This window comes from Streptomyces sp. NPDC044002 (genome assembly GCF_056434525.1).
The window spans coordinates 3,285-16,194 of sequence record NZ_JBWKEZ010000001.1 but is presented as its reverse complement, the minus strand read 5'-3'; the positions used below and the strand labels follow the sequence as shown (position 1 = coordinate 16,194).

Sequence of the window (12,910 nt, the reverse complement as noted above, 5' to 3'; positions counted from 1 at the left end):
TTCTGGGTCGCTGGCGTTGGGTGGGGAGAAAAGAACGGGGGGAGGGGGTACTGGACCCCCCCCCCCCGCCCGGGTCCCGGCCCGGGCCGTCCCGCCGCAAGGGGCCGGGCCGGGCGGCCGGAGCGGTCCGGCCGTGACAGGTGGGCGGGGCGGGTGGGAGGATCCCGGCATGCCCCTCGTACCTCCCCGCATCAGCCGGCGCCGCCTCCTCCTGGGCCTGGTCGCCGTGCTGGCCGTGCTCGGGGGGCTGCTGTGGTGGCCGCGGCCCTTCTGGGAGCCCGAGCTCAAGGGCGGGCTGACCTTCAGCACGGGCGGGCGTAACGGTGTGTACCACCTCTACGGGCAGCTGCTGGAGGGGGCGCTCGCGCAGGACATGCCGGGCGTGAAGGTGCGGCTGGAGACCAGCGAGGGTTCGCAGCAGAACCTCCGGCGGGTCGCCGCCGGGCAGGCCGACTTCACGATCGCCACGGCGGACGCGGTGGCCAAGTACCGGGCCGACGGGAAGCCGGGAGCCGACCGGCTGCGGGGCTGCGCACGGCTCTACGACGACTACGTGCAGCTGGTGGTGCCGGCGGGCTCGCCCGTGCAGTCGGTCCGCGACCTGCGGGGCAAGCGGGTCGCGGTGGGCCAGGACGGCTCCGGGGTCAGGCTGGTCTCGGAACGGCTGCTGACGGCGGCCAAGCTGGACCCGCGCAAGGACATCAGCCCCGTCGGGATCGGCATCGACACCATGCCCGCCGAGCTGGAGGCGGGACGGATCGACGCCTTCTTCTGGTCGGGCGGGCTCCCGACGAACGCCGTGCACGAGCTGTCGGAGCGCTTCGACATCCGGCTCGTGCAGCTGGGCGACCTCTTCGATCAGCTCCAGGCCAGCGGCAGCCCGGCCCGGTACTACCGCGCCGCGGTGATGCCGCAGGACGCTTACACGCGGGCCCGCAACACCTCCGCGGTGGCCACGCTCGCCGTGCCGAACCTGCTGGTGACCCGGGAGGACACCGGCACGGAGCTGACCGAGCAGTTCACCCGGACCGTGATCCTCAGCCGGGACCGGATCGGGCACCAGGTACACGCCGCGCAGCTGGTGGACCTGCGGACGGCGATCTACACGGACCCGCTGGACCTGCACGAGGGGGCCCAGCGGTACTACCGCTCGGTCAAGCCGTAGGCAGCAGCATCATCGCGGCGGCGGCCGCGCCGATCAGTCCGGCGTGGGTGCCGAGGGCGGCCGGGACGACCTGGAGGTCCTTGACGAAGGACAGGGCCGCGTACGAGGCCAGGTGCCGCCTCACCGGTGCGAAGAGGGTGTCCCCGCTGGCGGCGACCCCGCCCCCGATCACCGCGATGTCGGTCTCGACGAGGGTGGCGGTGGCCGCGATGGCCGCGGCCAGGGCCCGCCCGGCCCGGTCGAAGGCGGCCAGCGCCACCGGGTCGCCGGCCGCGGCGGAGGCGGCGACGCCCGCCGCGGTGGGGTCGGGGCCGGTCCAGCCCTGGGCGAGGGCCCAGCGGGCGATGGCGGTCCCGGAGGCGAGGGACTCGACGCAGCCGTGGCCCCCGCAGACGCACCGCTCGCCGTCGAACGCGACGCTGATGTGGCCGATGTGACCGGCGTTGCCGGTGGGGCCGGGGTGGAGTTGGTTGTTCAGGACCAGCCCGCCCCCGACCCCGGTGGAGACCACCATGCACAGGGCGTTCGCGTGACCCCGGGCGGCGCCGAGCCAGTGCTCGGCGGCCGTCATGGCCACGCCGTCGCCGGCCAGGACGACCGGGATCCGGGCCCCGCGCGCGGCCAGCTCGGCGGCGGTCCGCTCCTGCACGGGGAACTCCCGCCAGGCCCCGATGTTGACCGGGCTCACGGTGCCCCGCGAGGTGTCCACCGGGCCGGCGCTGCCGATGCCGCAGCGGACGGCCTGCGCCCACAGGGGGTCCCGCGCCAGGTCCGCGACGACCTCCGCGACCGCCGCCATGACCCCGTCGGCGTCCGTCCCGCGCGGGGTGGGACGCCGGGTGACCGCGGTCATCGCGCCGTCGGGGTGGACCAGCGCCCCGGCGATCTTCGTGCCGCCGATGTCGATCGCCACGGTCGGGCCGGCGACGGCGGCCGCGGCGGCGCTGCGCGGCACGGGGAAGGCTGAGGTGGGGGTGGTCACGGAGGCGCTCCTGCGAAGGGGTCGGATTTCAGTATGCCGCCGCTGGCGGGGCCGTACTCTCGCGGGGTTCCAGCCGGGGCAGCTCGCTCTCCCGGGTCCGGGGCGGGCCTCCGGCGAGGAGCGCGAGGAGCTCCTCGGCGGCGAGCCGCCCGAACCCGGCGGTGTCGCGGACCAGCGCGGTCAGCCGGGGGTGGTTGACCCGGCACAGGGCGGAGTCGTCCCAGGCGACGATGGAGAGCCGGCCGGGCACGGGGATGCCCAGCCCGGCGGCGACCGCGCTGCCGGCCACCGCCATCACGTCGTTGTCGTAGACGAGGGCGGTGGGCGGATCCGGCTCGGCGAGGACCCGGCGGGTGGCCGCGGCACCCTCGGCGTCGGAGTAGTCGGTGGGCACCGACCGGACGTGGTCCGCGGGGAGCCCGAGCCGGCGGGCCTCGGCGCGCAGCGAGGCGGTGCGGCGGGCCGTGTGGGCGAGGCCGGGCAGGCCGGCGATGTGCGTGATGCGGCGGTGGCCGAGCCCGTGGAGGTGCCGCAGCACCCCGGCCATGGCGCGGGCGTCGTCGGCCCGGACGGACGACAGCGGCGGTGGGGATTCCGGCGGCACCGGCTCCCCCGTCCCCCCGACGAACACGGCGGGGAGCCCGAGCCGGGCCAGGAGCTCCGGGCGGGGGTCCCGCGTACGGGGGTCGACGACGAGGACCCCGTCCACGCGCCGTTCGGCCCACCAGCGGCGGTGGACGGCGCATTCGGCGTCGATGTCCTCCACCACCTGGAACAGCAGCGCCGTCCGCCCGGCTGAGAGCACCTCCTGGATGCCGGAGACGAGCTGGAGGAAGAACGACTCGACGCCGAGGGTCTGCGCGGGCCGGGCCAGCACCAGCCCGACCGCCCCGCAGCGCTCGCCGGACAGGACCCGGGCGGCGTGGTGGGGCTGCCAGCCCAGTTCCTCGGCGACCCGGCGGACCCGGGCCCGGGTGTCCTCGGAGACTCCCGGCCTGCCGTTGAGGGCGAAGGAGACGGCGCTCTCGGACACTCCGGCCCCGCGGGCGATGTCCTTGATGGTGGGTCTGCGGGCCATGTCTGCCTCATCCCTCGGTGACGTAGACTGCGCTGGGGCGGACCGTACGCCGGGCCGGCTGCGGCAACAACCTTGCGCACGGCGGCATGTGACACGGTGGAGATCCGGCCGCCCGGCGGCAAAGGCGCTGTTGACCACACCCCGCGCGGCCCGGCAGTTTGTGGGCGTCCGGCGCCTTCCCCGAGAACCCTGGACCACTCCATGCACCGCACCCTGCGCTTCGGCGTCAACTACACCCCGGCACGCGGCTGGTTCCACCACTGGCTGGACTTCGACCTCTCCGACGTCCGGGCCGACCTCGACTCGATCGCCGCCCTCGGCCTGGACCACGTACGGGTGTTCCCGCTGTGGCCGCTCTTCCAGCCCAACCGCGCGCTGATCCGGCCGCGCGCCGTCGAGCAGCTCGTCGCCCTCGCCGACGCGGCCGCCGAGCGCGGGCTCGACGTCGCCGTGGACGGGCTCCAGGGGCACCTGTCGAGCTTCGACTTCCTGCCGGCCTGGACGCGGACCTGGCACCGGCGGAACCTCTTCACCGACCCGGAGGCCGTCGCGGCGCAGGAGGAGTACCTGCGCACCCTCGCCGCCGCCCTCGCCGGCCGGCCGAACTTCCTCGGGATGACGGTGGGCAACGAGATCAACCAGTTCTCCGGCCCCCCGCACCCCGACCCCGACCCGGTGACCCCCGAGCAGGCCGGACGCTGGCTGGAGCGGATGCTCGCCGCCTGCGAACGGGCCGCCCCGGGGCGGCTGCACGTGCACGCCGAGTACGACGCCGCCTGGTACCAGGACGGGCACCCCTTCACCCCGGCCCAGGCGGCCCGGCTGGGCGCGGCCACCGCCGTGCACTCGTGGGTGTTCAACGGCACCGCGCAGCGCCACGGCCGGACCGGGACGGCCACCGAGCACCACGCGGCGTACCTGGTCGAGCTGTCGAAGGCCTGGGCCGAGGACCCGGCGCGCCCGGTGTGGCTCCAGGAGGTCGGGGCGCCGGCGCCGCTGATCCCCCCGGAGCACGCCGCGCGGTTCACGGCCGCCACGCTGGCGGCCGTCCTGGATTGCCCCGGGCTGTGGGGGGTGACGTGGTGGTGCTCGCACGACGTGTCCCGGGAGCTCGCGGACTTCCCGGAGCTGGAGTACGGCCTGGGCCTGCTGACCAACGACCGCCGGCCCAAGCCCGCCGGGACCGTCCTGGCCCGCGTCGCGGCGGCCTGGCGGGAGCGCGAACACCGCCCGCCCGTACGCGCCACCGCGCTCGTCCTGGACGAGTCCCCGGGCCGCTCGGCCTGCGCCCCGGGCGGCCCCTTCTTCGAAGCCTGGGCCGCCCTGACGGCCCGGGGCGCCCGCCCGGCGGTGGTCCTGGCACGGCACGCGGAGGACCCGGCCCACTTGTCCGCACGCGGCATCAAGGAAGTACTCCACATCAAGGACGTCGGATGACTGCCCGCACCAGGCCGGGGGCGGGGGCGGGGTGGGGTGTCGTCCGGGAGTAAAACGAGATGAATTCGGCGCGCGGTACCGCTTCCCCACCGGACCCGGATCAGGCGCCGAACATCGAAGCCCCTCCCGGACGGCACCCCACCCCGTCACCGGCCCCGGCCCCACCCCCGTCCGAGCCGCACCGTGAGGAGTCCCTCATGCCCGACCCCGCCCCCTTACCCCCGACCAGACGCGCGCTCCTGGCCGCCGGCGCCGCCGGAGCCGCCCTCCTCGGCGCGCCCGCCCCGGCGGCAGCCGCCCCCGCCACCCCACCCGCCGGCGACCTGACCCCGTACGCCTCCTACTGGTTCCCCGGCTCCCTCCCCCACGGCACCCCCGCCCCCGGCGTCGTCTGGCGCTCGCTCGGCGACTGGAGCCCGGAGTCGGACCCGGACCTCGCCCACAACACCGCGACCGTGCCCCTCGCCCCGCGCTTCACCCCCGTCCCGCCGCACCGCGGCGCCCGCGCCGGCCAGGCCCGGATATCGGCGCTGGTCTCGTTCGGGCCGACCTCCCGCAACCCCTCGCAGGGCTCGGCGACCGCCGACCACTACGCCCTGACGCACTGGGCGTACCTCGACGAGCTGGTCTTCTGGGGCGGCTCCGCCGGCGAGGGCCTCGTGCTGGCCCCGAACGCGCCCGTCGTCGACGCCGCCCACCGCAACGGGGTCCCGGTGCTGGGCAACGTCTTCCTCCCGCCCGTCCCCTACGGCGGCGACCTCCAGTGGACGCGCGACCTGGTGCGGCGGGAGCCCGACGGCCGGTTCCCGGTCGCGGAGCAGCTGGTCCGGGTGGCGGTGGCGCACGGCTTCGACGGCTGGTTCGTCAACGCCGAGACCGACGGCGGGGACAGCGCCCTCGCCACCCGCATGCGGGAGTTCCTGCGGGCGCTGCGGGCGGCGGGCGCGCCGCACGGGCTGCGCATCACCTGGTACGACGCGATGAACGTCACAGGCCGGGTCGGCTGGCAGGGCGCCCTCAACGCGCTCAACCAGGAGTTCTTCGAGGACCGTTCGGGCCGGGTCGCGGACACCGTGTTCGTGGACTTCCGCTGGACGGCGCGCACCCTCGCCGACTCCGGCGCCCTCGCCGGCCGGCTCGGCCGCAGCCGCCACGAGCTGTGGGCGGCGGTGGACGTGGAGTCCAGGGGCTGGGACTCCGCCGTCGACTGGGACGCCGTCGTCCCGCGCGACCGCGACCACGTGGTCAGCCTCGGCCTCTACCGGCCGGAGTGGACCCGTAACCACCTCACCGACCGCTCCCCCGGCGCGTTCCACCGCGCCGACGACCGGTTCTGGACGGGCGAGTCCCTGGATCCGTCCCGGCCCGCACGGCAGGCCGCCTGGCGGGCCCCGGCCACCTTCACCGCGGACCGCTCCACCGTCGCCGGGCTGCCGTTCGGCTGTTCCTTCAACACCGGGCACGGGCTGCGCTGGTACGAGGCCGGTGCGGTCATCTCCGAGGAGCCGTGGAACCACCTGGCGCTCCAGGACCGGCTCCCGGGCCGGCGCTGGGTGGTGGACACCTCCGGGGCGCGTCCCTCGGTGACCCTGGACTTCGCGGACGCCTGGCGCGGGGGCTCCAGCCTGCTGGTGGCGGGCGTGCTCACGGCGCCCGTGACGGTCGGCCTGCACTCCACGCGCCTTCCCCTGACCGGGGCGTCCGTCGCGGAGCTGGTCCACGCGGGCGGCGCGGGCCCGGTGGCCGTCGAGCTCGGGGTCGCCGTCCGCGAGCCGGCCTCCCCCGGAGCGCCGGTTCCGTACACCTGGCTCAAGACCGCTCCGCAGGACTCCGGCCAGGGCTGGCGGACCTCCCGCGTGCCCCTCGGACGCCTGGCCGGGAGGACCGCGTACGCCCTTGCCGTACGGATCACCGCACCCGGGAAGGCGGCGGTGTCCTGGCGGCTCGGGGCCCTGACGGTACGCGACACCACCGCGCGGCGGCACCCGGCCCCGCCGTCGCACCTGAGGGTGGAGGCCGTCTCCGGTCAGGGCGCCGGCCGCGCCGGGCTCCGCCTGCGCTGGGACCGGGCAGCCGGGCCGGTCCGGCACTACGAGCTCCACCGCCTCCTCCCCGACGGCACCCGCCGCTTCCTGGCCGGCACCTGCGCGGCCGCCCTCCACGTGCCCCTGGTCGTCCGCGCGGGCGGGGAGCGGGCGGCCGTCTTCGAACTCCGGACGCTGGACGAGACGTACACCGCCTCGACCCCGGCCCGTACCGAGCTGCCCTGGAGCCAGGGCTGACCTAACCCTCCTGGGGGTCGGTGCGGGGCACGGCCACCGTCACGCGCAGCCCGTGCGGCGGGTTCGTCTCGTAGGAGATGGACCCGCCGCCCGAGGCGAGCAGGGCGCGGGAGATCGACAGGCCGAGTCCGGAGCCCTTCACGTTCTGGTGGCGGCCGCTGCGCCAGAAGCGGTCGCCGACGCGCAGCAGTTCCTCCTCGGTCAGGCCGGGTCCCCGGTCGGCGACGACGACGAGCGCGCTGCGTCCCCCGGCGGAGACCGACACCTCGACCTCCTCCCCTGCGGGGGTGAACTTCAGGGCGTTGTCGATGACGGCGTCGAGGGCGCTGGACAGGGCGATGGGGTCGGCCCAGCCGGTGACGGCGCCGCGGCCCGCCTCGGTGAGCCGTACGCCCTTCTCCTCGGCGTAGGGGCGCCAGGCGGCCACCCGTTCGGCGGTGAGCTCGCCGATGTCGGTGAGGCTGATCTCGGCGGAGGCGTGCTCGGCCAGCGCCAGGTCCAGCAGGTCGTCCAGGACCTGGGCGAGGCGTTTGCCCTCGGTCCGCACGGAGGCGATCTCCTCGTTGCCCTCGGGGAGTTCGAGGGCGAGGAGCTCGATGCGCAGGAGCAGCGCGGCGAGCGGGTTGCGCAGCTGGTGGGAGGCGTCCGCGACGAACGCCCGCTGCTGCTCCAGTACCTCTTCGACGTTGTCGGCCATCTCGTTGAACGACCGGGCCAGGCGTCTGAGTTCCGGGGGGCCGCTCGCGGCGGCGACGCGGGAGTTCATCCGTCCGGTGGCGATGCCGTGGGCGGCGGCGTCCAGGGTCCGTACGGGCTTGAGCACCCAGCTGGTCAGGCGCAGGGCGGCGGCGAAGGCGACCAGCATGGCGGCGGCGAGGCCGGCGGCGATGACCGCCCACCCGCGCAGGGTCCGGGCGCGCATCTGGTCGGTGGGTGATTCGGTGGCGACGACGGCGACGACGTCGCCGTCGAGGACCACCGGGGAGACGACGAGGAGCTTGCCGCTGGTCTGCCAGGGCCAGACCTGTCCGGGGTCGTGGCTGCGCCGGCCGGCGAGGGCGTCGTCGAAGGCGCGCTTGCCTTCCCTGGAATCGGGCAGCTGCCACCAGCCGGGGGCGCGGACCATGGCGTTGTCGTCGCGGTAGAAGATGCCGACGCGGATGCCGTACAGCTCCTGGTAGCGGGCGAGTTCGAGCTGGAGGGTGTTGCGGCGCTCGTCGGCGCCGGTGGCTCCGGAGCCTTCGGCGTCGATGACGAACTGGGCGAGGGCCGCGAAGCGGGCGCTGTCGTCGATGCGGTCGACCACCACCCGCTGCTGCTGGGCGGCGGCCAGGCTGACGGCGAGCGGGAGGCCGAGCGCGATCAGGACGCCCGCCATCAGGACGACCAGGAGCGGGAGCAGCCGGGTGCGCACGGCGGGACCCCGCTAGGGGACGGCCGGGGTGACGAGCCGGTAGCCCACCCCGCGGACGGTCTCGATGAGGGCGGGCATGCCCAGCTTGGAGCGCAGCGAGGCGACGTGGACCTCCAGGGTGCGGCCGGTGCCCTCCCAGCTGGTGCGCCACACCTCGCTGATGATCTGCTCGCGGCGGAAGACGACGCCCGGCCGCTGCGCGAGCAGGGCCAGCAGGTCGAACTCCTTGCGGGTGAGGGGTACGTCGGTGCCGTTCACGGTGACGCGGCGGGTGGGCAGCTCCACGGCGACGGAGCCGAGCCGGACCGTGCCGGGGGCGGTCTCGGGGGTGGCGGCGGCCTCGTCGGCGGCGCCGGTGCGCCGGGCGACGGCGTGGATGCGGGCGAGGAGTTCCCCGGTGTCGTACGGCTTGACCACGTAGTCGTCGGCGCCCATGTTCAGGCCGTGGATGCGCGAGCGGACGTCGCCGCGGGCGGTGACCATGATGACGGGCGTCGAGGTGCGCTTGCGGATCTTGCCGCAGACCTCGTAGCCGTCCTGGTCGGGCAGGCCCAGGTCCAGGAGGACCACGCCGAAGGGCTTGGCCCCGGCCGGCAGCAGTGCCTGGAGGGCCTCCTCGCCGTTGCGGGCATGGGTCACCTGGAAGCCGTGCCGGGCGAGGATCGCCGACAGGGCGGCGGCGACGTGGTCATCGTCCTCGACGAGCAGCAGCCTCATGGCGTCCCCCTTCCCGATTCTTCCGCTTCAGCTTCCGTACACATGGTCACCATGCATCCACGCCCATGGGAGAGTCCCACGTCAAGAGGGTTCCGGTCCGGCGAGTCTTCCGTTATGCACCCGGTACGAGTACATCGCACCCTTCGTGGGTACCGGGTACGGAGCGTATCGGGGCGAGGCCGTTTCGTTATGCTCAATTCTCCCTCAGATGTGCTGACGGTGTGCTCACCTCGTCACTACATTCCTCCCAACCGACGGAGGACGGAGCAAGAAGCCGATGAGCGGAGTATCAGTGGCCAAGGACGTGAAGGATGCGGCCGGTGCCGCGGACGACCTGGTCGTACTGAGCAACGTCAACAAGCACTTCGGCGCGCTGCACGTGCTTCAGGACATCGATCTGAGCATTGCCCGCGGTGAGGTCGTCGTGGTGATCGGGCCCTCGGGCTCGGGCAAGTCGACGCTGTGCCGGACCATCAACCGGCTGGAGACCATCGACTCGGGCAGCATCACGCTGGACGGGAAGCCCCTTCCGGCCGAGGGCAGGGAACTGGCCCGGCTGCGTGCGGACGTGGGCATGGTCTTCCAGTCGTTCAACCTGTTCGCACACAAGACGGTGCTGCAGAACGTGATGCTGGGTCAGCTCAAGGTCCGCAAGACGGACCAGGCGACGGCCCTGGAGAAGGCGAAGGCACTGCTGGACCGGGTGGGCGTCGGCGCACAGGCCGACAAGTACCCGGCGCAGCTGTCCGGCGGCCAGCAGCAGCGCGTGGCGATCGCCCGGGCGCTGGCCATGGACCCGAAGGTGATGCTCTTCGACGAGCCCACCTCGGCGCTGGACCCGGAGATGATCAACGAGGTGCTGGAGGTCATGCAGCAGCTCGCCCGCGAGGGCATGACGATGGTCGTCGTCACGCACGAGATGGGCTTCGCCCGCTCGGCGGCCGACCGGGTCGTGTTCATGGCGGACGGCAAGATCGTCGAACAGGCCGCCCCTGAGCAGTTCTTCAGCGCCCCGAAGAGCGACCGCGCCAAGGACTTCCTCTCGAAGATCCTGCACCACTGACGCTCTCGTCTGGTAGTGATCCGATCGACGGCCCGTGCCGTCGCCCCACGACGTGTCCTGCTCGTCGTTCAACAACGTCTCACCCGAGGGAAGTTCACCATGAAGGTTCTCAAGACCGGCGCTGCCGTTGCCACGGCCGCCGTTCTCGCCCTGACGGCGACCGCCTGTGGCGGCGGCACCAAGGACGCGGCGAGCGACGGCGGTGCCTCCGGCGGCACCAAGTCGGACAAGATCGTCATCGGCATCAAGTTCGACCAGCCGGGTCTGGGCCTCAAGACCCCGGACGGCAAGTTCGAGGGCTTCGACGTCGACGTGGCGACCTACGTCGCCAAGGAGCTCGGCTACCAGCCGGACCAGATCGAGTGGAAGCAGGCCATCAGCGCCGAGCGCGAGAACCTGATCTCCAACGGCGACGTGAAGTTCATCGCCGCCACCTACTCGATCAACGACAAGCGCAAGGCGAAGGTCGACTTCGCCGGCCCGTACTTCCTGGCCCACCAGGACCTGCTGGTCCGCGCCGACGAGAGCTCGATCACCAAGGTCGAGGACCTCAACAAGAAGAAGCTCTGCTCCGTCACGGGCTCCACCTCCGCGCAGAACATCAAGAAGGACCTCGCCAAGGACGCCGACCTGCTGGAGCAGGGCGGCTACTCCGAGTGCCTCACCGCGCTGGAGAACAAGTCCGTGGACGCGCTGACCACGGACAACTCGATCCTCGCCGGCTACGCCGCGCAGGAGAAGAACAAGGGCAAGTTCAAGCTCGTCGGCCTGAGCATGAGCAACGAGAACTACGGCATCGGTCTGAAGAAGGGCGACAAGGAGCTCCAGACCAAGATCAACGCCGCGCTCAAGAAGATGGTCGCGGACGGTTCCTGGGAAGCGGCCATCAAGAAGAACCTCGGCCCGGCCAACTACAAGAACGAGCCTGCCCCGCAGATCACCGAAGGCAGCTGATTTCCCGGTGGGGTGCGTCGCCGCCCGCCCGTCCGCGGGCGGCGGCGTACCCCACCGGCCATCCTGGGGAGAGCGCAGGGCAACGTGTTCGACTTTCTTGATTCCGGGCAGTACGACCTGCTCGGAGCCTTCTGGGTGACGGTTCAGCTCACCCTCTACTCGGCGGTGGGCTCCCTGATATGGGGCACCGTCCTGGCCGGGATGCGGGTCAGCCCGGTCCCGCTGATGCGGGCCTTCGGCACCGCGTACGTCAACCTCGTGCGCAACACCCCGCTGACCCTGCTGGTCATCGGAAGCTCGCTGGGACTCAGCCAGACCCTGGGCCTCAACATGGGCGGCGACACCTTCAAGGAGACCGGGTTCCGGCTCGCCGTCCTCGCACTGACGGCCTACACCGGCACCTTCGTCTGCGAGGCGCTGCGCTCGGGCATCAACACCGTGCCCGTCGGCCAGGCCGAGGCGGCCCGCGCACTGGGCCTGAGCTTCTTCCAGGTGCTCACCCTGATCGTGCTCCCCCAGGCCTTCCGGGCGGTCATCGCGCCGCTCGCCAACGTACTGATCGCGCTCACCAAGAACACCACGGTGGCCGCGGCCATCGGCGTGGCCGAAGCGGCCCTGCTGATGAAGGAAATGATCGAGAACGAGGCGGACGCGCTCTTCGCCGTGTTCGGGATCTTCGCCCTCGGCTTCTGCCTGCTGACCCTGCCGACCGGTCTGCTGCTGGGCTGGGTGGCCAAGCGAGTGGCGGTGAAGCGATGAGCTCCGTGCTGTACGACGTCCCCGGCCCCAAGGCCAAGGCCCGCAACTGGATCTACACGGCCGTCTTCCTGGCCCTGTTCGCGCTCGCCGCCTGGTGGATCCTCTCCGTCATGGCGGAGAAGAACCAGCTCGACGCCGACAAGTGGACCCCCTTCGTCACCGACGGCCGGATCTGGACCACCTACCTGATCCCCGGCCTGCTGGAGACCCTGAAGGCCGGCGCGATCGCCATGGTGATCGCCCTGCCGCTGGGCGCCCTGCTGGGCATGGGCCGGCTCTCCGACCACGCCTGGGTGCGCGTGCCCGTCGGCGCGGTCGTCGAGTTCTTCCGCGCCATCCCGGTCCTGATGCTGATGGTCTTCGGCTCGGCGTTCTTCGTGCAGTTCGTCCCCGCCGTGTCCTCGGACTTCCGGCCGCTGTACGCCGTGATCACCGGCCTGGTCCTGTACAACGCGGCCGTCATCGCGGAGATCGTCCGCGCGGGTGTGCAGTCCCTCCCCCGCGGCCAGACCGACGCCGCCAAGGCGATCGGCATGCGCAAGGGCCAGACCATGGTCCACGTCCTCATCCCGCAGGCCGTCACGGCGATGCTGCCCGCCCTGGTCAGCCAGCTCGTGGTGATCCTCAAGGACACCGCGCTCGGCGGCTCGCTGCTCGGCCTCACCGAGCTGCTGGCGACGAACCGGCAGATCTCGGCGAACTACGCCAACACCATCGCCACGCTCGTCGTGATCGCCCTGATCTACATCGCGGTGAACTTCGCCCTCACCTCCTTCGCCTCCTGGATGGAGGGCCGGCTGCGGAAGTCGAAGAAGAGCACCGGCGCGGTGGTCGCGGTCGCCCAGGTCGACGACCTGGCCACCGGATCGGCGGTCTGACCGGTCGAGCCCGGCCGGAAGGCCGCCGGAGGGCTGACGTAGGGTCAGTCATAGTGCGTAGCCCGTGTGGTGGGGGGGGGGGGGGGGGGGCCCCCCACAACACCCTCCCCGCCCGGCGTGGCCCGCCCCCCCGAAACCCCCCCGGCTGCTTCATCCTCTCGTGCTCCCCCCCCCCACCCGG

Annotated in this window: 11 protein-coding genes; 7 read left to right on the top strand and 4 right to left on the bottom strand. The window is 73.0% G+C overall.

Going from position 1 to position 12,910, the window contains the following annotated elements:
• Nucleotides 1–169: 169 nt before the first annotated feature.
• Nucleotides 170–1,165: a TAXI family TRAP transporter solute-binding subunit gene (locus AC07A6_RS00075; protein WP_362461471.1), complete on the top strand. Its 996-nt coding sequence runs from the start codon at nucleotides 170–172 to the stop codon at nucleotides 1,163–1,165.
• Here AC07A6_RS00075 and AC07A6_RS00070 read toward each other — a convergent pair.
• Nucleotides 1,155–2,120 (bottom strand): ROK family protein, encoded by a 966-nt coding sequence (locus AC07A6_RS00070; RefSeq protein WP_386273364.1) that lies wholly within the window; start codon nucleotides 2,118–2,120, stop codon nucleotides 1,155–1,157. The two genes, AC07A6_RS00075 and AC07A6_RS00070, sit on opposite strands and share 11 nt — an antisense overlap.
• 55 nt (nucleotides 2,121–2,175) lie before the next feature.
• Complete coding sequence (locus tag AC07A6_RS00065; RefSeq protein ID WP_478775400.1) at nucleotides 2,176–3,225, bottom strand: LacI family DNA-binding transcriptional regulator; 1,050 nt, start codon at nucleotides 3,223–3,225, stop codon at nucleotides 2,176–2,178.
• Between the two features lie 201 nt (nucleotides 3,226–3,426).
• Here AC07A6_RS00065 and AC07A6_RS00060 point away from each other — a divergent pair, with 201 nt between their 5' ends.
• Nucleotides 3,427–4,662 carry a glycoside hydrolase 5 family protein gene (locus AC07A6_RS00060; RefSeq protein ID WP_478775399.1) on the top strand — a complete coding sequence of 412 codons (1,236 nt, stop codon included), beginning with the start codon at nucleotides 3,427–3,429 and terminating at the stop codon, nucleotides 4,660–4,662.
• Between the two features lie 197 nt (nucleotides 4,663–4,859).
• Complete coding sequence (locus tag AC07A6_RS00055; protein WP_478775398.1) at nucleotides 4,860–6,944, top strand: endo-beta-N-acetylglucosaminidase; 2,085 nt, start codon at nucleotides 4,860–4,862, stop codon at nucleotides 6,942–6,944.
• A gap of 1 nt (nucleotide 6,945) precedes the next feature.
• Here the strand turns inward: AC07A6_RS00055 and AC07A6_RS00050 are convergent, their stop codons facing one another.
• Together AC07A6_RS00050 and AC07A6_RS00045 are read right to left on the bottom strand one after the other, a co-directional pair.
• Nucleotides 6,946–8,358, bottom strand: coding sequence for a sensor histidine kinase (locus AC07A6_RS00050; protein ID WP_362461459.1), 1,413 nt, complete (start codon nucleotides 8,356–8,358; stop codon nucleotides 6,946–6,948).
• A gap of 12 nt (nucleotides 8,359–8,370) precedes the next feature.
• Nucleotides 8,371–9,075 (bottom strand): response regulator transcription factor, encoded by a 705-nt coding sequence (locus AC07A6_RS00045; RefSeq protein WP_362461456.1) that lies wholly within the window; start codon nucleotides 9,073–9,075, stop codon nucleotides 8,371–8,373.
• Between the two features lie 277 nt (nucleotides 9,076–9,352).
• Between AC07A6_RS00045 and AC07A6_RS00040 the strand changes: the two genes are divergently transcribed.
• The 4 genes from AC07A6_RS00040 to AC07A6_RS00025 all read left to right on the top strand — a co-directional run bounded on the left by AC07A6_RS00040 (nucleotide 9,353) and on the right by AC07A6_RS00025 (nucleotide 12,729).
• Nucleotides 9,353–10,138 carry an amino acid ABC transporter ATP-binding protein gene (locus AC07A6_RS00040; protein WP_478775397.1) on the top strand — a complete coding sequence of 262 codons (786 nt, stop codon included), beginning with the start codon at nucleotides 9,353–9,355 and terminating at the stop codon, nucleotides 10,136–10,138.
• Nucleotides 10,139–10,237: 99 nt separating this feature from the next.
• A complete protein-coding gene (locus tag AC07A6_RS00035) occupies nucleotides 10,238–11,092 on the top strand; it encodes a glutamate ABC transporter substrate-binding protein (protein WP_362461450.1) in 855 nt (284 codons plus the stop codon).
• 84 nt (nucleotides 11,093–11,176) lie between these two features.
• Nucleotides 11,177–11,851, top strand: a complete 675-nt coding sequence (locus AC07A6_RS00030; RefSeq protein ID WP_125818594.1) for an amino acid ABC transporter permease — start codon at nucleotides 11,177–11,179, stop codon at nucleotides 11,849–11,851.
• Nucleotides 11,848–12,729: an amino acid ABC transporter permease gene (locus AC07A6_RS00025; protein WP_362461446.1), complete on the top strand. Its 882-nt coding sequence runs from the start codon at nucleotides 11,848–11,850 to the stop codon at nucleotides 12,727–12,729. Before AC07A6_RS00030 ends, AC07A6_RS00025 begins: the two co-directional genes overlap by 4 nt.
• Nucleotides 12,730–12,910 lie beyond the last annotated feature (181 nt).